Annotated in this window: 17 protein-coding genes; 9 read left to right on the top strand and 8 right to left on the bottom strand. The window is 50.0% G+C overall.

Annotated features, from left to right (window positions below; genetic code table 11):
- Positions 1-39: 39 nt before the first annotated feature.
- The 3 genes from BUE76_RS12555 to smc form a co-directional block, all read right to left on the bottom strand.
- Positions 40-630, bottom strand: a complete 591-nt coding sequence (locus tag BUE76_RS12555; protein ID WP_073039913.1) for a peroxiredoxin-like family protein — start codon at positions 628-630, stop codon at positions 40-42.
- A gap of 180 nt (positions 631-810) precedes the next feature.
- A complete protein-coding gene (locus BUE76_RS12550) occupies positions 811-1140 on the bottom strand; it encodes a DMT family protein (RefSeq protein ID WP_073039915.1) in 330 nt (109 codons plus the stop codon).
- A 186-nt stretch (positions 1141-1326) separates the two neighbouring features.
- Positions 1327-4848, bottom strand: a complete 3522-nt coding sequence (smc, locus tag BUE76_RS12545; RefSeq protein WP_073039917.1) for a chromosome segregation protein SMC — start codon at positions 4846-4848, stop codon at positions 1327-1329.
- A 280-nt stretch (positions 4849-5128) separates the two neighbouring features.
- Between smc and BUE76_RS12540 the strand changes: the two genes are divergently transcribed.
- A complete protein-coding gene (locus tag BUE76_RS12540) occupies positions 5129-5911 on the top strand; it encodes a universal stress protein (protein WP_143157190.1) in 783 nt (260 codons plus the stop codon).
- Positions 5912-6409: 498 nt separating this feature from the next.
- Positions 6410-7357, top strand: coding sequence for an arginase (locus BUE76_RS12530; RefSeq protein ID WP_073039923.1), 948 nt, complete (start codon positions 6410-6412; stop codon positions 7355-7357).
- 196 nt (positions 7358-7553) lie between these two features.
- Here BUE76_RS12530 and BUE76_RS12525 read toward each other — a convergent pair whose 3' ends face one another.
- The 3 genes from BUE76_RS12525 to BUE76_RS12515 form a co-directional block, all read right to left on the bottom strand.
- Positions 7554-8453, bottom strand: coding sequence for an SDR family oxidoreductase (locus tag BUE76_RS12525; protein ID WP_073039925.1), 900 nt, complete (start codon positions 8451-8453; stop codon positions 7554-7556).
- Between the two features lie 212 nt (positions 8454-8665).
- Positions 8666-9202: a hypothetical protein gene (locus tag BUE76_RS12520; RefSeq protein ID WP_143157191.1), complete on the bottom strand. Its 537-nt coding sequence runs from the start codon at positions 9200-9202 to the stop codon at positions 8666-8668.
- 111 nt (positions 9203-9313) lie between these two features.
- The gene (locus tag BUE76_RS12515) at positions 9314-9529 is read right to left on the bottom strand and encodes a hypothetical protein (protein ID WP_073039928.1); all 216 of its coding nucleotides are present in this window, start codon (positions 9527-9529) and stop codon (positions 9314-9316) included.
- A 75-nt stretch (positions 9530-9604) separates the two neighbouring features.
- Between BUE76_RS12515 and pfkA the strand changes: the two genes are divergently transcribed.
- From pfkA to BUE76_RS12490, 5 genes are all read left to right on the top strand, one after another.
- Positions 9605-10588 carry a 6-phosphofructokinase gene (gene pfkA, locus BUE76_RS12510; RefSeq protein WP_073039930.1) on the top strand — a complete coding sequence of 328 codons (984 nt, stop codon included), beginning with the start codon at positions 9605-9607 and terminating at the stop codon, positions 10586-10588.
- A gap of 101 nt (positions 10589-10689) precedes the next feature.
- The gene (gene pyk, locus BUE76_RS12505) at positions 10690-12183 is read left to right on the top strand and encodes a pyruvate kinase (RefSeq protein WP_083596361.1); all 1494 of its coding nucleotides are present in this window, start codon (positions 10690-10692) and stop codon (positions 12181-12183) included.
- A gap of 304 nt (positions 12184-12487) precedes the next feature.
- Positions 12488-14527 carry a glycosyl hydrolase family 95 catalytic domain-containing protein gene (locus BUE76_RS12500; RefSeq protein WP_073039932.1) on the top strand — a complete coding sequence of 680 codons (2040 nt, stop codon included), beginning with the start codon at positions 12488-12490 and terminating at the stop codon, positions 14525-14527.
- 69 nt (positions 14528-14596) lie between these two features.
- Positions 14597-15166: a hypothetical protein gene (locus tag BUE76_RS12495; RefSeq protein ID WP_143157192.1), complete on the top strand. Its 570-nt coding sequence runs from the start codon at positions 14597-14599 to the stop codon at positions 15164-15166.
- A gap of 31 nt (positions 15167-15197) precedes the next feature.
- Positions 15198-16562 carry a vanadium-dependent haloperoxidase gene (locus BUE76_RS12490; RefSeq protein WP_073039936.1) on the top strand — a complete coding sequence of 455 codons (1365 nt, stop codon included), beginning with the start codon at positions 15198-15200 and terminating at the stop codon, positions 16560-16562.
- A 69-nt stretch (positions 16563-16631) separates the two neighbouring features.
- On the opposite strand, the gene BUE76_RS12485 is transcribed toward BUE76_RS12490, so the two are convergent.
- Together BUE76_RS12485 and sppA are read right to left on the bottom strand one after the other, a co-directional pair.
- Positions 16632-17588 carry a carbohydrate kinase family protein gene (locus tag BUE76_RS12485; protein WP_073040330.1) on the bottom strand — a complete coding sequence of 319 codons (957 nt, stop codon included), beginning with the start codon at positions 17586-17588 and terminating at the stop codon, positions 16632-16634.
- A 125-nt stretch (positions 17589-17713) separates the two neighbouring features.
- The gene (gene sppA / locus BUE76_RS12480; protein WP_073039938.1) at positions 17714-19465 is read right to left on the bottom strand and encodes a signal peptide peptidase SppA; all 1752 of its coding nucleotides are present in this window, start codon (positions 19463-19465) and stop codon (positions 17714-17716) included.
- A 62-nt stretch (positions 19466-19527) separates the two neighbouring features.
- Between sppA and folK the strand changes: the two genes are divergently transcribed.
- Positions 19528-20007: a 2-amino-4-hydroxy-6-hydroxymethyldihydropteridine diphosphokinase gene (gene folK, locus BUE76_RS12475; RefSeq protein ID WP_073040332.1), complete on the top strand. Its 480-nt coding sequence runs from the start codon at positions 19528-19530 to the stop codon at positions 20005-20007.
- A 65-nt stretch (positions 20008-20072) separates the two neighbouring features.
- The gene (locus tag BUE76_RS12470; RefSeq protein ID WP_073039939.1) at positions 20073-20705 is read left to right on the top strand and encodes a deoxynucleoside kinase; all 633 of its coding nucleotides are present in this window, start codon (positions 20073-20075) and stop codon (positions 20703-20705) included.
- The last annotated feature ends 7 nt before the right edge of the window (positions 20706-20712 follow it).

Genomic DNA, 20712 nt, shown 5'->3' with positions numbered 1-20712 from the left:
TGCACCTGGACAAACTAAAAACCAAAAACAAAAAACCTATCATCTTATTTCATTTAAAATCTCCCGCACTGAAACACGTTTTTTATAATCATCATTGAAATAGCGGTAAACGATGGAGCCTTCTTTGTTGACGATATACACAGCAGGTACCGGCAAGTAAGCTTTCCCCTTTTGACCGTTATTTTCCAGCAGGTCTACAGCGCCTTTTTTGTAGCGTTCCAGGGTGCGCTCGTCCACTTCGAAGCCTACCTGGTAAGCTTTTGCCATCTTCATATCCACATCGGAAAGGATGGGAAAAACGGCACCTGTCTTTTCAACCGTTTTGCTGACACCACCCGCCATTTCAGGCGTGATGGCGACGAGTGTAGCGCCTTTTTCGGTAATCATGTTGAGGGAATCCTGGAATTGGCGCAACTGGCGGTTGCAGTAAGGGCACCAATACCCACGGTAGAACATCACCACTACAGGTCCTTTCTTCCGCAGGTCGCGGAGGCTAACCTCTGCCCCACTCTGGTCTTTCAGTTTAAATTCAGGCGCCTTTGCGTTGAGAAAAAGGCCTTCAGGTTTGCCCTGGGCAAAGCTTATACTTATGGCGAAGAGGGCGATAAAGAATGCAGCTATTTTTTTCATGTTCTTGGGTATGATCCAAAAATAAAACGGAAGAAAATGGCGGGAAGTATGTTAACAGGATATTAGGGCGCTGGCCGGGGGGAAATTACTTGGAGGCAATGCCTTGCTTATAAGGATTAATGATTATTAATTATTGATTATTGAAATCAATTCAGGAACAAGCAATAATCACCCACAATCCTACTTGCGGAACATAACATACACTGCACCTAGCAAAAGAGCAAAAGCCAATAGGTACCGTATGTGAAATGGTTCTTTGAGAACGGTTACGGCAAAAACGGCAAAAACAAACAGGGTGATCACTTCCTGTATGATCTTCAACTGGAAAGCACTGAACCCGCCAGCATAACCCAACCTGTTGGCAGGTACCATCAACAGGTATTCAAAAAATGCAATGCCCCAACTCAGTACAATGGCTTTCCACAAGGGCCACCCTTCGTGTTTGAGGTGGTAATACCAGGCAAAGGTCATGAAGATATTGGAAGCGAGCAGCAGCAGGATGGTGCGCATGAAAAGGGTTTTGGGTGTAAAAAGGAAAAACCTTCAAGGTTCTTAGTAACCTTGAAGGTTTAGGGGTTAGCGGCTATTAAAACCTATAAGGTTTTGAAAACCTTATAGGTTTATATGTCAAAAACCTTCAAGGTATAGGCGAAGAGGCGAACACCTAACAGGTCTTGGAGACCTGTTAGGTGGAGTTTAATTCTTCAGACTCCTAAAATCCACCGGCACAAGTTTGCTCACACCGGGTTCCTGCATGGTTACACCATAAATAACATCCACGGTGCTCATCGTGGTCTTGTTGTGCGTAACAATGATGAACTGCGAATTGGCAGAGAACTCCCGGATCATCTTGGTAAACTTACCTACGTTGGCATCATCCAGCGGGGCGTCCACCTCATCGAGGATACAGAACGGCGCAGGCTTAATCAGGTAGATAGCAAAGAGCAGGGCGGTTGCCGTAAGCGTACGCTCTCCACCCGAAAGCTGCCCGATGGATGCGGGTCGCTTGCCCTTGGGCTTGGCCATAATATCGATACCGGTTTCCGCCAGGTTATCTGTGTTCTCCAGAATCAGGTCGCACTGGTCGTCTTCGGTAAAGAGCGCCTTGAACACCTTATGAAAGTTTTCCCGCACCCGGTTAAAGGTGTCAAGGAACTTCTGGTTGGCAGTGGCTTCCACTTCGGCAATGGTTTGCAACAGGCTATCTTTGGCAGATACGAGGTCATTCTTTTGCTCCACGATAAAGTCGTATCGCTTCTTCATTTCGTCGTATGCTTCAATTGCCGTAGGGTTTACTTCACCCAGGTTCTCGATCCGCTTTTTCATCCGGTCAGCCTTTTCCTGCAGTTCCTCCACAGGTGTGGTGCCGGTGCGGGCTTCGTCCAAAATTTCCTCCAGGTTGATGCGGAACTCCACCTTCAGGCGTTCCTTCATCCCAGCGAGCTGCAGTTTCAGTTCGTTCAGTTTATCCTTGATGCCATTGAGCATTTGCTCCAGGGCGTCTTTTTCCTTGGTCTTTTGGCGCAGCTCAGTTTCTTTAGCACTCAGTTCATTGCGCAAAACATAATAGGCCTGGTCGGCTTCATTGAGTGCCTGTTGTTCGTCCTCGCGGCGGCGGATCAGTTCCAGCAGCACTTCTTCTACCTGTTTCAGCTTGCTTGCCGATTCTTCTATATTGGTCGTGGTTTCCGCAAGTTGCCTGGTATTGCTTTGTACCTGTGTGTTCAGGTCATTCAACTGGTTGGTTTTGAAGTTCAACTCCTGCTTCAATCCACTTACCTTGCTTTGCTGGCGGGTAAGACGCAGGTTATTATCGTTGTACAGTGCATTTACTTCGTTATATGCCTGTTCGATGTTGCGGTACTCGTTTTCAGCAGTCTGCAACTGGTCGGCATAACCAGCCATTTGTTCGCTGAGTTGCTTCAGTTCCGATCGTACGCCTTCAATAGAACCCTGGGTTTGCTCCAACTGGTCGTTCAGGTCTTCCAGCCTGCGGCGGCCCTGGCTTTGGGCATGCATCAGGTTTTCGGCCTTGTTTTGCAAACCAAACACAGCATTGTTCATCTGCTGTATTTCCCGCTCCGTTTCGCGGATCAGGGATTCTTTCAGGTTGCTGTTGAAGTGCTGCACCTCTTCCTGCCGGGCCTTGATCTGTGCGGCGAAATCATCAACAATGGCTTTCTGCTTGTCGATCTGTTCTTTCAGCTTTTCGAGGTTCTTGGCTCGGCCGATCTTTTTACCCTCAAACATACCCACGCTGCCACCCGAAAGGCTGTAGGCACCTTTTACATACTTACCCGTCTTCTCCAGGATCACAGCGCCATTGCTGTTGGCCAGTGCGGCTTCGTCTTCGGCAATAAATACATTACCCAGCAGTTGCTCGGCAAGGGTGCGGTATTGCGTATCCACCTCGATTACTTCCATGGCAGCAATGGTACCAGCAGGCTGGTGGCCAGCTTTTGCATCTCCCTTTACCTTGTCCAGCAGGAAGAAATTGGCCTTCCCCTTTTTGGCATTGTCCAGGAGGTGTACCGCCTGCATGCCTTCCTGCAAGTCGCTCACCACATAGTAGTTGAGGTAAGGCTCCAGCACGTTTTCCACGGCTGCACGGTATTCCTCTTTTACATAAATGATATCGGAAAGGATGGGTGCCGTGTGGTTCCAGCCTTTGTTGTTGTGCAAAAACTTTACGCTCTCGGGGTAGCCTTCCATCTTGTCGATGAGGCTTTTCAGCAGGTCGTGTTCGTTTCGTTTGGAGTCGAGCTTACGTGTTTCTTCGGCCAGCTTTACCCGCAGGCCTTCCACCACGCTTTGGGTTTGGAGTATCTGCTCCTTGGTGCGGGTTTGATGGTCCTGGAGGTGCTCCAGCTCTAAGGTCTTTTCGCCCAGCTGCTTTTCTTTGGACACCCGCTCCTGCTCCAGTTGCTGTATCTGGGTGTCGCGGTTGTCGCGCTCCTCTTCTATTTGCTGTATGGTACGCTGGATGTTCTGGATAGAGGTATCGGCAACGGCTACTTTTTTCTCGGCCTCAAACTGGCCGCGCTGTACCTGCTGGTAAGAATTGCGCAGGTTATTGAGCGTGGAACGGTTTCGGTCCAGCACCTGGCGCTTTTCATCTACCTGTTCGCGGAGTTCTTCCAGTTGTTCGGTAAGCCCTTCAAGGGCAGCCTCTTCATCTTTCAGCTGGCTTTGGGTAAAGGCAATACTTTCGGCAATACCGCTTGCCTGGCTGCCTGCCTGCGACAGGAACTGCTGGAGGCTGCTTTCCCTTTCTTTCAGGTATTCGAGGCGCTGGGCAGCGAGGTTCTTTTCATTTTCGCGGGTACGCACCTGTTGCACCAGTTCGTTGAACGATGCCTGCATGCTATGCAGCGCACGCTCCTTTTCTACAAAACCTACTTTTTCCTGTTCCAGGGATGCTTCCGAGGTGGCGATCTCCGCATCCAGGCGCAGGCGGCGATCCGTTTCGCGATCGGCTGTTTCGTTGAGATCCTTATAGGTAATATTAAACCCTTCAAGGGCCGCCTTGGCAAGCTCGATGCTCACTTCGCGGTACTCCTTTTTGATCTCGTAGTATTTCTGCGCCTTCTTGGCCTGGTTCTCTAGGGTTTTCAACTGGTTGTTGATCTCAAACAGGAGGTCCTCGATACGCGAAAGATCCTGTTCGGTTGCATCCAGCTTCTGGCGGGCTTCCTTTTTACGGGTCTTGTAAATGGAAATACCGGCTGCCTGTTCCAGCATCCGGCGGCGGCTATTGTCTTTATCCTTGATCAGGTCGTCCACCATACCCAGCTCGATGATGGCGTAGGAGTCGGTAGAGATACCCGTATCCATAAACAGGTTCTGGATATCCTTGAGGCGGCACTGCACGTCGTTGAGGCGGTACTCGCTCTCCCCGCTTTTAAAAAACTTGCGGGTAATGGTCACCGTGCTGAACTCGGTAGGCAGCAGGTTGCGGGTATTTTCAAAGGTGATGCTCACTTCGGCCATGCCCGATGCACTCCGGTTTTTGGAACCGTTGAACACGAGGCTCGAAAGGTCCTCCGAACGCAATTGGGAAATTTTCTGCTCCCCGATCACCCAACGGATGCTGTCGATGATATTGCTTTTGCCACAACCGTTGGGCCCAACAATACCTGTGATATTCTCGTCAAAACTGACCACGGTTTTGTCGGCAAAACTCTTGAAGCCTTTTATTTCCAGTGATTTTAAACGCACTATGGATTTTTTTGGAACGTGCAAATATAAATTAAAGGGTTCAACCCCTGCCTTTTTTAACGTTGCCCCAAATCCACCAGGCAAGCCTTATAGTGGAAAAATGCGGAATATTTTAGCACTGTAAGGGTAATTCTGTAGGTTAAATTCAAAACCCATTGGCTACCGAAAAGCATCTGCCTGTTTTTACAGCAAACCTGTTGCGCCTGCCTGCACCTGCAACCCTACCACTTCTGTATTGTTTTTTACCTATCTTTTCCTTCCATTAATAACCGAAACCAATATGACGATCATTGTACCGACCGATTTTTCCGACACCGCCAACAACGCAGCCCGCTACGCAGCCCGTATGGTAAACGGCACTTACGATACCACCCTGGTGCTGTTTCATGTGTACGACAAATCAGAAGATGCGACCCAGGTTGCAGAAAACCTGGACCTGTTGAAGAAAGACCTGGCAGCGCTGGTGCCTGTGAAAATGGAAACCCGTACGGAGCAAAGCACTGATTTCATCAATAGCCTCGACCGGCTTGCCCGCCACCTGGCCGCCGAACTGATTGTAATGGGTATTACCGGTAAAAGCAAGATCGAACAGGTATTTTTTGGTTCCAACACCCTGAAAATTGCAGAGCGCAACGTGTGCCCGGTACTGATTGTGCCCCCGGCAGCCCAATTTACGCAGTTGAAAAATGTGGCGCTGACTTCCGATTTTAAAGATGTGGCTCATTCTATCCCGGTGGTGCCCATTCGCAAAGTGCTGCAACTGTTCCAGCCTTCGCTCCATGTGGTAAACGTCAATAGCGAACATTATGTATCGCTCACCGAGGAGTTCCTGGCGCAACGCAACCAGCTCACCGAGATGTTCCAGGAGTTCAAACCTGAGTTTTACTTCATTGGCACCTACAATGTGGAGGAGATGATACAGACCTTTGTGACCGATAAGAATATCGACCTGCTGATCACGGTACCGCGCCAACGCAATATCTTCTCCAGCCTGTACAAAACCAGCACTACCCGCAAGCTGGCTTACGAAAGCCCTGTGCCCATTTTGGCGGCACACGAATAGGGCTCGCAGCGGGCTGCTTACCTATTTGCCATATTAGATTTCTGGTGCGGGCAGCTTGGCGCTGGTAGATAAACCTATAAGGTTTTTTAAACCTTATAGGTTTTGCTCTTTTTGGATTGAAAAGAAAGCAGCCAATAGATTTTTCATTTATCCACTGAAAGCGTATTTAAAAAAAGGTTTGTTCAAAACGAACCCGGCTTTATTGCAGTACCGGCACCTGCGCCATAGCATATTTGTATAAACCCACAACCCACCCTGGCGGTGCTGGTTTTGCCTTTAGGCCCGATTACCGATATTGCACCACCATCCGGAAGCAAGCAGCCTGCGCTTCCAGGGGAAATAAAGATTTGCACTGCCAAAGACCATGGTCTATGTACGATGAACCATGGTCTTCGGTATTTGCCAATTGTTCCGTATGATCCCACTCCCGCGTAGGCTTTTCATTTCTGCCGGCAAGCACCGGCATACCGCCATGCTTCCCTCACCAAATACGGTTGCATGAAGAATATAAAAATCATCGAAGTTCCATCCGAAATCGGCGCCGGCACCCGTGGCGCTTCCCTGGGTATTGAAGCCATCAAGATTGCATCGCTCGATTTCATGAGTTCTTTTTTCATTCATTTTCCCTGTGAAAAAATTCCACACGAAAACAAGCTGCTGTACGAACCCATCGAATCGCCATATGCCAAAAGGATCAAGGGTGTGGTGTCCATGTACGAAAAGATCAGCAAGGCCGTACACGATACCCTGCGCCAGGGCTTTTTTCCTGTGGTGATCAGCGGCGACCACTCCAATGCAGGCGGCACCATCGCCGGAATCAAAATGGCCAAGCCCGAAAGCAAGCTGGGTGTGGTTTGGATCGATGCGCATGCCGATCTGCATACACCTTATACCACACCTTCGGGCAATATGCATGGCATGCCGCTGGCGGCAACCATCAACGAAGACAACCCCGAAATGGCGGTCCACGACCTGGACCCCGAGACTGCCAAACTTTGGAACAAGCTGAAGAACCTGGGCAAGATCGCTCCGAAGGTGTTACCTGAAGATGTTGTTTTTATTGCCTTGCGTGATTATGAAAAAGAAGAGCGGGCGCTGATCGAGAAGTACGGCATCAAGGTGATCACGGTTAAAGAAGTGCGCAACAAAGGCGTGGAAAGCATCTTTAAAGTGGTAACCCGCTACCTGAGCGACTGTACCGATATCTATGTGTCTTTTGATGTGGACTCCATGGACTCTTCAATTTCAAAAGGCACGGGTACACCTGTAGGCAACGGCCTCCGCGAACGCGAAGCCGAAGACCTGGTGAGCAAGCTGATGCAAAACCGCAAGGTTTGCTGTCTTGAGGTAACGGAAGTAAACCCCACACTGGACAAGGAAAACCTGATGGCTGAGATTGCCTTTAATATTTTACAAAGGAGCGTAAATGTGCTGATGATGTCATAACCGTTGATTTACAGGATTTTAAAAGGATTTATAAGAAAAAGTCCGGGTATGGTTATGAGCGCCCGGACTTTTTCTTTATAGCAAGTAGTACTTATAAAACTTAACTGAAATGGGTAATTAATGAAGGCATTCAAAATTTATCAAAAACCTTTGCGCTCTTTGCTCCTCTGCGCCTTTGCGTGAAAAACAATAACACTTACCGCTTCCAACCCTCCAAAGTCTTCCGCATGCCTTCAGCAAATGAAGTCGGCCTGTAGCCAAACTCTTTTATTACTTTTTCCAGCCTGAACATGGTGCGCGGTGGCCTGGCGGCAGGCTGGTGAAAATCGGCGGCAGTAGCGGTTGCTATCAGGCTTTTGTCATAACCAAGGTAATGGGCTACCCTGATGCCCATATCAAATGGTGAAAGGGCATCCGTTCCGCAGAAATGATAAATGCCGGCAGCTTGTTTGGCTATCATTTGTTCCAATCCCCAGGTGAAATCTTCGATATAGGTGGGCAAACGTTGCTGATCGGTAAACAGCTTAAGCATCCGGCCTTCCTTTAAGGCAGAAGCCACCATGGTAAGGATATTTTGCTTGCCTGTTTGCGGCACACCATATAATAAGATGGGACGGGCTATGGCCCATGTACCGGCGTACTGTTGCACCAGTTGCTCGGCTGCTGCCTTTGTTTCGCCATAAAAATTTACCGGCTGTGGCCGATCATTTTCTGCATAAGTATCCTGGTTGCCGGCAAAAACAAAGTCGGTAGAGAGGTATAGAAAATAGGCATTGACACCAGCTGCAGCCAGGAGCATATTGCGGGTGCCCTCCACATTTACGGTCACTGCGGCATCCGGGTTCAGGGCACAATCATCGGGTTTGGTCAGGGCACCACCATGTACAACAATGGCGGGTTGTGTAGCCCTGAATACTTCCGCTACATCGGAGGGATTTGTAAAATCCATGGTATGGCACTCGAAATTAGCTTGTGCATAGGGCAGGCGGTTGGCGCCCTGCCCGGTAGCCACTACCCGGTAGTCTTTGCGCAGCAGGTGACGGGTGAGGTAAAATCCTACAAAGCCATTGGCGCCGGTAATCAGTACGGTTTCCATGAAGGCAAAATAAAGGCTGCACCCTGAATCAGGAGCAGCCTTCCGTTTTTAATTTTGGTATTCAGTTCACCTGCTTTTGTAATAGCCAGTGAAGGGGTTTATTGTTGTTGGTTACCTATGCTTTGCTAAAATGGTCAGGTGAAAGCACAAGGTTAAAAGCTAACAGCAAAGGGCCAACAGCTTTTTACCCTATTAATAGGATTAATTGCGCATCAGGGTTTGATATCCAGCTTGGCTACCAAATCCTCGTAAGGCATACTTGCCGTATCGGGGTTGGCAACGGAAAGCTCCTGCCACATTTCATCAGGAATAACCACGTAGCGTACAGCTACTTCGCGGGGTTCGGCTTTTTCTACGCCGGCAACTTCCAGGTTTACACGGAGTTTATTACCCTGAAGTTCGTATTGCCAGGTTTCGGTAAGACCGGGCTGATCGTTGTAAGGGAGAAAGTTTAAAGGCAGTTGCAGTGGCATATCATCGCCGTTGTACCCAGAGTCGGCAGCCCATAGGTTGCGGGCAAACAGCAGGACCTTGCCTTTTTGGGCATTGCTTTTCAACGACTGTTCGGCAAAGAAACCCTTTTGGTCTTTTTTCCATTTTGAAATGGTGGTCCATTCGGATGCGAACACGGCATTCCCATCACCGCCCTTCCCGTTCAGAGATGCGGCTTTTCGCGCCGGCCACTCTTTGGTACAGGCCACCACGACTACAGCTGTTAACAATGCCACGTATTTCCAGGGAATTTTCATGCCTTTAGGTTCTCCTGCTTCTTTTCCCATGAACCATGCCATATTATATAAGGTCTAAGATGCCAATGCCTTGCACCTCGGCTGCTTCAAAACTACTAATCTGTGGTGTACCTACCTCATTGCCATTTTTACAGACCCCATTTTTTCACCATGCATTAATTCCAAACATTCAGGCAGTTTTGCAGCGATGAAAACGAAAAACCAATGTCGGCTTGGGCCCATATATTTATTTTCCAAAACAGCAATAAGTGCTTCTACCGGTTTATGCGTGACGGGTTTTTCGTATTTATCAAATGCTGGTTTATTAAATGCGTTAGCTAAACACAAAACCTTATTTTTGAGCCCGCAAGACACTGAATAATCACTAACTGTAGACCAGTTTCTTTAGAAATTAATTAAGAAATGCAAAAAAAAGTTAGCCGCATTGCTGTGCTGACCTCCGGAGGCGACTCACCCGGTATGAACGCAGCTGTCAGAGCGGTGGTTCGGACGGGGTTGTACAATGGATTGGAAGTATACGGCGTTATGCGTGGCTACCAGGGATTGATTGAAGATGATCTCTTCAAGATGGAATCCCGCTCAGTAGCCAATATCATCCAGCGTGGTGGTACCATCCTGAAAACCGCCCGTTGCAAGGAATTTTACACTCCCGAAGGCCGCAAAAAAGGATATGATATCCTGGCAAAAAGAGGCATCGACGGCCTCGTTGTTATTGGTGGCGACGGATCGTTCAAAGGCGCACTTGCCCTCAGTAAAGAATACAATATCCCCTGTGTAGGTTTGGCCGGCACCATCGATAAAGACATTGTTGGTACCGACTTCACCATTGGCTTCGACACAGCTGTGAATACCGCCATTGAAGCCATCGACAAAATCCGCGATACCGCGGATGCCCACGACCGCCTCTTCATTGTGGAAGTGATGGGCCGCGATGCCGGGTATATTGCCCTGCACAGTGGTATTGCCACCGGTGCCGAAAGCATCCTCATTCCCGAACGCAAAACAGACATCGAGGAAGTAATCAACTCGCTGGTTGAAAAAGAGCGCCGCAAAAAGCTGGTAAACATCATCGTAGTTGCCGAAGGCGACGAATTTGGTGGTGCCAACGAAGTGGCAAAGGCCGTTCGTGCCCGCATGCCCCAGATCGATGCCCGCGTTTGTATCCTCGGTCACATCCAGCGTGGTGGCTCTCCCTCCGCTATCGACCGCCTCATTGCCAGCCGCATGGGTTACCACGCCGTGGAAAGCCTGCTCGAAGGCCGCCACAATGTGTTTGTAGGCATCATGAACAACCGCATGAACTACGTGCCCCTCGAAAACATTGGCAAGAAAAAAGGTACCATCAGCGAAGAGTGGATGAAGATCGTGAAGATCCTCGCCAGCTAAGCATTTTGCAAAGGCAGCCCAGTGTGGTATGCCTTTTTCTTTTTGTATAATCAGATTTTTTCGCAACAACCCGTGGGTTGCCCACGGGAATAATGAAGTATATGTCACAAAATCTTTCCAAATACCTGCATAAGGAAATGGATGTGCAGGCCGGCCTCGATCATGTGGGACACCGTACCAAGATCGTAGCCACCGTAGGCCCTGCATGCGATACTTATGAAAAGCTGCTCGAACTGGTTAAAGCCGGTGTAAACGTTTTCCGCCTCAACTTCTCGCACGGCGATCATGAAAACAAGGCCCAGATCATTGAGCATATCCGCAACATCAACAAAACCGAACCTTACAATATTTCCATTCTCGGCGACCTGCAAGGCCCCAAGCTACGGGTAGGTGAAATCGAGAACGGTGCACTGGAAATTGCTCCCGGCGATATCCTCACTTTTACTTCAAAGGAAAAAGTAGTAGGCACGAAGGAAAAGATTTATGTAAGCTACCCCGACCTGCACAAGGACGTGGAAGTAGGCAACAAGATCCTGATTGACGATGGTAAACTGGAAGTAGTGGTTACCGAGATCACTGCCCAGGACGAGGTGAAGGTACAGGTAACCTATGGCGGCACCCTCCGCCCCAAAAAAGGGGTAAACCTGCCTGATACCAAGATTTCGCTTCCTTCAATGACGGAAAAGGACATCATTGACCTGGATTTCATCATCGATCAGCAGATCGACTGGGTTGCCCTTTCTTTTGTGCGCAAAGCCGAAGACATCATCGACCTGAAGCGCCGGCTGGCCGAACGCAACAGCACCATTAAGGTGATCGCTAAAATCGAGATGCCCTCAGCGATGGTAGACCTCCGCAATATTGTGGTGGAGTCGGATGCCGTAATGGTAGCCCGTGGCGACCTGGGTGTGGAACTGCCGGTAGAGAAGGTACCCATGGCCCAGCGCGATATCATCCGCAAGTGTATCCACCGTGCCAAGCCCGTAATTGTGGCTACGCAAATGATGGAAAGCATGATCGACCGCGTGAAACCCAACCGCTCCGAAATCACCGACGTTGCCAATGCCGTTCTGGAAGGTGCCGACGCCGTAATGCTGAGTGGCGAAACCGCTACCGGCCAGCACCCGGCGCTGGTAGTGCAAACCATGCGCAAGATCATTGGCGAGGTGGAACGTACCGAGTACCGCTACAACCGCGAAGAAGACCTGGTGCCCCAGCCCCACTCCCCTTCTTTCCTCAGCGATGCCATCTGCTACAATGCCTGTAAGCTGGCCCGCGACGTACGTGCAGATGCCATCTTGGGTATGACCCAGAGCGGCTATACCGCCTTTATGCTCTCTTCCTACCGTCCCAAATCACCGCTCTACATCTTTACCAAAGAACGTTCGCTGGTAAACCAATTGAGCCTGAGCTGGGGTGTGCGCGCTTTTTACTACGGCGAAGAAGAAAGCCTGGATGATATCGTGAAAGACCAGATCGATATTCTGAAGGAACGTGGCTTTATCAAACCCAGCGACGTGGTGGTAAACACCGGCTCTACTCCCGTAGACCTGCACCTGCCTACCAACGTGATCAAGGTTACTAAAGTAGATTAATGCTGTTAGCTGCAAGCTTTTAGCTTCAAGCTACAAGCTGCAAGGCAAATTGGTTTACAACGATATTGATTGTTTAAACTGCCAATTTATAAACAGAAAAGGTTGCCCACATGGGTAGCCTTTTCTGTTTATAACAACGGTACTTCCACTGCGCACCTTCCGTTCTCATTACCTATTTGCTACCCTTTGCAACATCTGTATTGATGCTTGTAGCTTGCAGCTTGCAGCTCAAAACTTGTAGCTTTCCCTCCCTATCAATCCTTTCCAAATCTTCCTAATCACCTGTTCCGTACTTTCGCCCTGTATGAAACAACTGATTGCCTGCCTGCTTGCAAGCCTTTGCCTGTTACAGAGTCTTGCCCAAACCCCTGATCCCTGGGTCATCAAAGCCGACAAGATTGATCCTGCCAACTATTACGGCATTACGGTTGCCAATGGCATGCTGGGTATTGTTTCAGCTCCCGAGCCGTTTAAAATCAAAGACGTTGTTCTGGCTGGCGCATACGACCAGTATGGCCGCGGCAGGGTATCCAATTTCCTGCGCTCCTTTAACCTGTTGAATATGTACCTCGACATCAACGGCAAACGCATCAGCGGTCAAAATACCACCGCCTTGAAGCAGGAGCTGAACATGCAGGAGGCCCGTTTTAACACCAGTATTGAATACGGCGATGAAGCCACCGTAAGCTATAGCTATTACTCGTTACGCCACCTGCCTTTTACGGTGCTGATGGATGTAACCGTTAAAGCCAAAAAAGACATCAACATCACCGGTTCCTCGGTGATGGAAGCACCCGATGCCCTGCGTGATGTACAGAATTATTACAATGAAATAGACCGCCCGCATGTGGTAATCTCCCTGCTTACCTCGGCGGCCAAAAGTCCCACGGGCAAACTGCTGATGTGCGCCTCCAACAGTTTTTTATTTCCCGAACAGCATGGACAGGAACCCCGTGTCATCCATGAAATGTGGGACAATAATATGCACCTGATGAAGTTCAGCCGCAAGCTGCGGGCTGGTGAAACATATACCTATTCGGTTGCGGGCTCTTCCATCACCTCCGCCCACCACGACGACCCGCTGAACGAAGCCGAGCGCCTGACCATCTATGCCAAACTAGAAGGCAGAGACAGGCTGCTGCAGTTTCACCGGCAGGCATGGCAGGAGCTGTGGAAAAGCGATATCCAGATTGAAGGCGACGCACAGGCGCAGCAGGATGTGCACAGCATGTTGTACCACCTGTATTCCTTTGCCCGCGAAGGTTCAGCCTTTTCGCTTTCACCCATGGGACTGAGTGGTCTTGGTTACAACGGCCACGTGTTCTGGGATACCGAACTGTGGATGTACCCCGCCCTGCTGGTGATGCAGCCACAAATTGCAAGAGGCCTGGTGGAATACCGGTTCAACCGCCTCGAAGCAGCCCGGAGAAATGCATTCAGCAAAGGATTTAAAGGCGCCATGTTTCCCTGGGAGAGCGCCGAAACCGGTGTTGAGGAAACACCCGTTTGGGCGCTGAGTGGCCCCTTCGAGCACCATATTACCGCCGATGTTGCCCATGCTGCCTGGAGTTATTACCTGGTTACCCAGGATAAAGCCTGGCTGCGCGATCGCGGCTGGCCAATATTAAAGGAAACTGCCGATTTCTGGGCAAGCCGGGTGGAGCGCAATGGACCGGGCAAGTACGAAATCAAAAACGTAGTGGCCGCCGACGAGTGGGCGGAGAACGTGGACAACAATGCATTTACCAATGCTGCTGCCAAAGCCAACCTGCAATATGCTGCCGAGGCCGCCCGGATCTTGGGCTTTCAGGCCAATACCGATTGGACGCAGGTGGCGGCCAACATTCCCATTTTGAAAATGGCCGATGGCGTAACGCAGGAACATGCCACCTATAAAGGCGAAGGCATCAAGCAGGCAGATGTAAACCTGCTGGCTTACCCGCTGAAAGAGATCACCGACCCGGCACAGGTCCGCCGTGACCTGGAATACTACGAAAAGCGGGTACCCAACGAGGGCACGCCCGCTATGACGCAGGCAGTGTTTACCCTGCTGTATGCCCGGTTGGGCAATGGCGCTAAAGCTTACGAGTGGTTCAAAGATGCCTACCTCCCCAACCTCAATGCACCCTTCCGGGTGATTGCGGAAACTAAGGGAGGCACTAATCCCTACTTTGCCACCGGCGCAGGCGGCATCCTGCAGTCGGTGATCATGGGCTTTGGGGGTGTGGACATAACCCCTGCAGGCATCAGGCAAATTAATACCGCATTGCCGCCCCATTGGAAGCAGGTAACGATCACGGGTGTTGGCCCGGACCGGAAAACTTTTACGAACAAGGCCAAATAGCTTAGGTAAAATCCCTGATCTTACTCAGCCTTCCCAGTTTCTGCTCCTGAATCTGTAAATTGCTTCTGATTGAAACGGTTGCTCTCCATATTGTTTGCCGGAATCCTCCTGTTTAGCCTTTGTGGCTACCGGGTGGTCATAGACCTGCTGCAAAGCCGGGCCGATCAAACCATGGTGACCGCCATTAATGAAGAAGCTTACCAGCAGGAGCAACTCATCTCCCTCAAAGTGCCGGTTTCCCTGCCGTATTACACCAACTCGGAACAGTTTCAGCACATCAGCGGTGCCGTTACCATTGAAGGAACGGTTTATCAATATGTAAAGCGGCGCATTTACAACGATTCCATCGAATACCTCTGCCTGCGCGATGTGGCCTCCACAAGGCTGCAAGGAGCAAGGGACCAGTTCTTCCAGCTTGCCTACGACCTGCAAACCCTTAAGGCAGGCAAGGCAAAACAACAAACGCCTGTAAAGCCGCTGATGCTCGAATATTGCCCCGGGCCGGTTTGGGAAACAATTTGTTTTACAAATAAACTGGCCATGCATGTGGGATATGCAAATTCCGCTATCAGCCCCGAACCCTTTCGTGCGCAACCCAGCCAGCCTCCGGAACAGGTAAGCAAATCATTGTATTGCTGAACCTTGTTCTTTCCACCAAATCAACCCTGTTATGAAACAAATTGTATGGTGCTGCCTGGTGGCAGTAAGCCTGTTTGCCTGTAAGCCAAAGGACTACACGAAATATACCCACGATCCTTTCCTGTATGCCAAAACCGTTAAGCAGCTCAATGATGTGGTGCTGCAAAACAACTTTTCACCCGTGGTGGCCTCCCGCAATTATGCGTATGCCAACATTGCGGCATACGAATGCATCGCTGCCGGCGACAGCAGCTATCGCACCCTGCATGGCCAGATCAGGCACCTGCCCCAGATGCCCCGCCCAGCTGCCGGCCAGCAGGTTGACTACCAACTGGCGGCACTGCTTTCTTTTGTAAAAGTGGGCAATGCGGTTACCTTTCCCGAAGGGGTGCTGATGGATTATTACGAGCAACTGAAGAATGGCGCCGACAGTGCCGGTATGTCTTCCGATATGCTGGATGCCACTGTTGCTTTTTCTGATACCATTTCTGCCACAATCATGCAATGGAGTAAAAAAGACCAGTATGCCCAAACCCGCAGCTCCGAAAAATTTACGGTGCTGAACGAAGATGGCCGCTGGGTACCTACGCCTCCCATGTATGCACAGGCAATGGAACCGCATTGGTGCGACATCAGGCCGCTGGTGCTGGATACCTGTACCCAGTTTATGCCGCCTGCGCCGCCCAAATTTGACCTCAGTAATAAAAACAGTGCGTTCTACAAAGACCTGATGGAGGTAAAAACTACGGTGGACTCGCTAAACGAAGAACAAAAGCATATTGCTGAATTCTTCGACGACAATCCATTCAAGATGAATGTGCAGGGACACGTAATGTTTGCCACCAAGAAGTTTTCGCCTCCGGGTCACTGGATGAACATAGTGGGCATTGCCGCCAAAAAAGCAGGTGCCGATTTCAACACTACTGTTGCGGCCTACACCCAAACTTCCATTGCGCTTTTTGATGGTTTTATTTCCTGCTGGAAGGCCAAGTTTTCATCCAACACAGTTCGGCCCGAGACCGTGATCAATAAAAACATCGACCCAGAGTGGCGTCCCTTTATCCAGACACCGCCCTTCCCTTCCTATATCAGTGGTCACTCTGTAATCTCCGCGGCATCAGCTGAAGTGATGACGCATTTTTTCGGCGAGCCTTTTCAGTATACCGATACTTCGCTGGTAGAATTTGGGATTAAGGAGCGCAGTTTTAAATCATTCCGGCAGGCAGCCGATGAGGCTTCCATGTCACGGTTGTACGGCGGCATTCATTACCGCTGCGACCTGGAAGAAGGCCAGAAAGTAGGTTATCAACTGGGTAAGTATGTAGTAACTAAATTGGAACTGAAACGCAAAAGCAGTAGCGCTGTTCAGGCAACCCAACCTGTTGCTGCCAGGTAATAATTTCTTTACACCAACAAAAAAGCACCAGGAAACCGGTGCTTTTTTGTTGGTGTTGATAAAATGGTTTTATGCTTCGAAAATGCCTGCACTCAGGTGCCTGAATGCTTCCATGGCTCCCATATAGGTACAGGTGCGGGCGCCAGCCTTGTTGGCATTGGCTACAAGAACCTGCCATTGGTCAAAACCAAGATTGTTGCGTGCATTTTTATCCAAAGTGCTCAACTGGTACAGCAAAGCCCCTACAAATGCATCGCCGGCACCAGTGGTATCAACAGGTGCCACCCTAATGGATGGAACGGTAATAACGTCCTGGCCTAATCGAAATATCGTTCCCTCGCTGCCAATGGTGATAGCGAAGGCTGCCTTCGATAATTCCTGCAATTGCACGACAGCTTCTTCAATTTTGGATGCGCCGGTTAATAACAAGGCTTCCTCATCGCTTACTTTATAAAAATCACACTGCCGGATAAAATCAATAGAATGTGCTACAAAGGGGGCTGTATCTCCCGGAAACAACAACTTGCGGAAGTTGGGATCAAAAGAGATAAAAGAACCCGCAGCCTTTGCCTGCGCCAATGCATAGCGGTAGGATTCCTGCAGGGGTCCGGGCAGGAAACCGGTAGCAGATCCAAAATGGACAATGGCATAATCTGAAAAATCAAGCCCTTGCAGGTCCGCGACTGAAAGCTGTCCATCAGCGCCGCGGTTGAATACAAAATCCCTTTCTCCATTGCCCAGCAGCGACACAAAGGCAAAGGTGGTAAAGCGTTCCGGGTCCCGGAGCACCAACCGGGTGTCCACCTGAAAGCCTTCCATCACATCCACCAATTTTTGCCCGAAGGGATCCTGCCCTACTTTGGCAACAAGGCTTACCTGCCCACCCAGTGCGCCAATAGCAGCCGCAACATTGGTAGGTGCACCACCGGGTTTGCTCAAAAATTGCTCCCCCTGCGACAACGGCGTATCGCGGTCGGTACAAATCATATCAATCAGGGCTTCACCAATGCAGAGGATCTTGTTCATGAGGAGCAACAGTTGAAGCCAAAGATAGGCGGCAAAGCCAATCGGGGCAGGCGCTCGTTTTTCTGTCCCCATAAAAAAGCCGGTGAAGGACCTCTTCACCGGCAAATACAATATGATGCGGCACTTTATTTTGCCAAAAAATAAAACGGAATGCGGGCCTGAACGCCTTTTGTCCAGCTGCGGATCTGCACCAATTGCTTGAATACTTCGTAGTTCTCCTGCCCTACCTGCTCACGGATCTGGATGCCGGGCTGGTCGTTGGTGGCCTTATTCAGGAGGCGGTTGAACCAGTCGCCCTGTTCCGGGTATTCACGGAGGCGGTAGTTGTTTGTTTTAGCCATACGGGCAGCACAATCAATGGCGTCCTGCAGCCCGCCTAACTTGTCAACAAGACCCAGCCGGAGGGCATCCTCGCCGCTCCAAACACGTCCCTGAGCTATGCTGTCTACATAAGTAATGCTGCGTTTGCGGCCGGTGGCTACCCTTTGTTTAAACCGGTCATATATCTGGTCCACACCCGATTGGATGATTTGTTTTTCTGTGGTATTTAAAGGCTTGTACACGCCGCCTGCATCGGCAAACTCCGCGGTCTTCACGCCATCGAAGGTGATGCCCAGCTTATTGTTGAAAAAGCCCTGCATATTTGGAATGAGTGTAAATACCCCGATGGAACCGGTAATGGTATTGGGATGTGCAAAGATGCTGTCTGCACCGGCAGCCATGTAATACCCACCCGAAGCGGCAACATCACCAAAGCTCATCACCACGGGTTTGTCTTTTTTCGCAAGTTCCAGTTCGCGCCACATCAGTTCGCTGGCAAGGGCACTGCCGCCGCCGCTGTTTACCCGTACCACGATGGCTTTGATGGTGCGGTCCTGCCGAACCTTGCGAACAAGGGCCGCAAAACGGTCACCTCCGATATTGTCGTCTGTACCGTTGCCATCCACAATATCGCCCTGGGCATATACCACGGCAATCCGGTCTTTGCCCGATACGCGGAAGTCCGCTGCATCGGCATACTTCGACATTTCCAGCAAGTTAAGCTGTTCATTTTCTTTTGCCTTCAGCAGGCGCTTCCATTCCTGGCGCACCTCATCGTCGTACTTCAGCCCGTCCACCAATTTGAAGGTGAGGGCATCTTCAGGTCTCTGTATGGCGGCAATGGTAGCCAGTTTGTGCAGGGATGCGGTATCAATGTTCCTGGATTTGGACACAGAACGCAGGAAATGCTGGTACAGGTCGCCCAGCCACTCCACCGTTTGCACCTTGTTCTCAGGCGTCATTTGCGTGGTACGGAATGGCTCGGTAGCACTTTTAAATTTACCTGCATAAAAAATCTGCGGCTCTATCTGCAAACGGTCCAGCAGGTTTTTGAAAAAAACAAAATCAATATTGTAACCCGACCAATCAAGTCCGCCTGCCGGGTTGATGTAAACTTTGTTGGCCGTGCTGGCTACAAAATAAGCGCCCTGGCTCATCACATCGGCATAGGCCAGTACAGGCTTGCCCGAGGTTTTGAAATCCAACAGGGCATTGCGCAGTTCGTTGCTGGAGGCAAAGGAATTAGCATTGCCGTTGGCGCGGATATGAATACCGGAAACCTTGGCATCGGTCTTTGCGGTCTTAATCAGGCGCACCACATCAAACAGGCCGGGCGCCGACGACTGGCTGGAAGTAAGGTCTGCCAACGGGTTTTCTCTTTCCTGTTCGTTAAAGGGTTGAGACAGATCCAACACCAGCACCGAAGCTTTTTCGATCTCTGGTTTTTCCTTGGAACTGAAAGCTGCAACAATGCCAAAGAAGAGGAATACGGACAGCAGGGTAAAAACAAATAGGGCTAATAGGGAAGCGAAGAATATCTTGAAAAACTGGGCCATGCGCCAAATTAAGTGTTGTACGCAAATTCTTCAAGATATTTGAACCTTTGATGCACCAAAGGATGAACAGGGCCTATTTGCTGATAGGCGGAAATATGGGCAACCGCGAAGCACTGCTGCACACAGCAGCAAGTGCAATAGCTACTCGTTGCGGCATTATCTGCCGGCAATCGGCAGTATATGAAACAGAAGCCTGGGGAAAGGAAGACCAACCCGCTTTTTTAAACCAGGTATTGGAACTGGATACCGGCCTGGAGCCTGAAGCGCTGCTGGCTGCCGTGCTCCATATTGAACAGGATATGGGCAGGGAAAGGCTGGAGCAGTATGGGCCCCGGTTGATGGATATTGATATCCTTTTGTACAACGATGCAATAGTACACACGCCCACCCTTACCATTCCGCACCCCCACATGGCAGCACGCCGGTTTGTGCTGGTGCCCCTTGCACAACTGGTTCCGGGGCTGGTACATCCCATACACCATATTTCCATACAACAGATGCTGGAACAATGCACGGATCCTTTGCATGTGTATAAATGGTAAATAGTGCGGCTTCCGGTGCGGAGCTATTTACCGTAGTTTTGCCGCCGTTGTTTAAGCCACTGTAGATGAAGTACAATTTTATCACCATTGAAGGCAATATCGGAGCGGGAAAAACCACCCTCGCCAACCTGCTGGCAAAGCATTTTGATGCACGCCTGATACTGGAGGAATTTGCCGACAATCCATTCCTGCCCAAATTTTACGAGAACCCCGGGCAGTATGCCTTTCCACTGGAGTTGTTCTTCATGGCCGAGCGCTTCAAACAACTGAAAGACCTCATTCAGCAGAAAGACATGTTTCAGCAGGTTACCATTTCGGATTACCTGTTTACCAAATGCCTGTTATTTGCCAAGGTTAATTTACCTGGAGATGAATACCGCTTGTACCAGCGGCTTTTCGAGATCATCCATCAGCAACTGGTGCAGCCCGATATACTCATTTACCTGCATGCACCAGTGAACAAGCTCCAGGAGAATATCAAGAAAAGAGCAAGGCCTTATGAACAAAAAATTCCAGACAATTACCTGCAGAATATACAGGATACCTATACGCGGTATATCAAGCAGCACCCGGTAAAAACCCTGGTGGTGGATGCCTCCAATGCCGATTTCCTCTACAATCCTTTGCACATGCAAACCATCATTGATGCGCTGGATAAAGATTATGAAGACGGCCAGCATTACCTGCAACTGCCTTAATTGAAGC

Origin of the sequence: Cnuella takakiae (assembly GCF_001953305.1) — a bacterium.
GTDB lineage: Bacteria > Bacteroidota > Bacteroidia > Chitinophagales > Chitinophagaceae > Flavisolibacter > Flavisolibacter takakiae.
Note: the sequence above shows the minus strand (reverse complement) of the source record. Positions and strands in the feature narration are given on the sequence as shown.

Bases quoted from the DNA above. Each gene is read 5' to 3' on its own strand.
- pfkA (WP_073039930.1), top strand. From the start codon at position 9,605: ATGCAAAAAAAAGTTAGCCGCATTGCTGTGCTGACCTCCGGAGGCGAC.
- BUE76_RS12550 (WP_073039915.1), bottom strand. From the start codon at position 1,140: ATGCGCACCATCCTGCTGCTGCTCGCTTCCAATATCTTCATGACCTTT.
- BUE76_RS12555 (WP_073039913.1), bottom strand. From the start codon at position 630: ATGAAAAAAATAGCTGCATTCTTTATCGCCCTCTTCGCCATAAGTATA.
- BUE76_RS12485 (WP_073040330.1), bottom strand. From the start codon at position 17,588: ATGAACAAGATCCTCTGCATTGGTGAAGCCCTGATTGATATGATTTGT.
- folK (WP_073040332.1), top strand. From the start codon at position 19,528: ATGAACAGGGCCTATTTGCTGATAGGCGGAAATATGGGCAACCGCGAA.
- BUE76_RS12530 (WP_073039923.1), top strand. From the start codon at position 6,410: ATGAAGAATATAAAAATCATCGAAGTTCCATCCGAAATCGGCGCCGGC.
- BUE76_RS12540 (WP_143157190.1), top strand. From the start codon at position 5,129: ATGACGATCATTGTACCGACCGATTTTTCCGACACCGCCAACAACGCA.
- BUE76_RS12500 (WP_073039932.1), top strand. From the start codon at position 12,488: ATGAAACAACTGATTGCCTGCCTGCTTGCAAGCCTTTGCCTGTTACAG.
- BUE76_RS12470 (WP_073039939.1), top strand. From the start codon at position 20,073: ATGAAGTACAATTTTATCACCATTGAAGGCAATATCGGAGCGGGAAAA.
- BUE76_RS12490 (WP_073039936.1), top strand. From the start codon at position 15,198: ATGAAACAAATTGTATGGTGCTGCCTGGTGGCAGTAAGCCTGTTTGCC.
- pyk (WP_083596361.1), top strand. From the start codon at position 10,690: ATGTCACAAAATCTTTCCAAATACCTGCATAAGGAAATGGATGTGCAG.
- sppA (WP_073039938.1), bottom strand. From the start codon at position 19,465: ATGGCCCAGTTTTTCAAGATATTCTTCGCTTCCCTATTAGCCCTATTT.
- BUE76_RS12520 (WP_143157191.1), bottom strand. From the start codon at position 9,202: ATGAAAATTCCCTGGAAATACGTGGCATTGTTAACAGCTGTAGTCGTG.
- BUE76_RS12525 (WP_073039925.1), bottom strand. From the start codon at position 8,453: ATGGAAACCGTACTGATTACCGGCGCCAATGGCTTTGTAGGATTTTAC.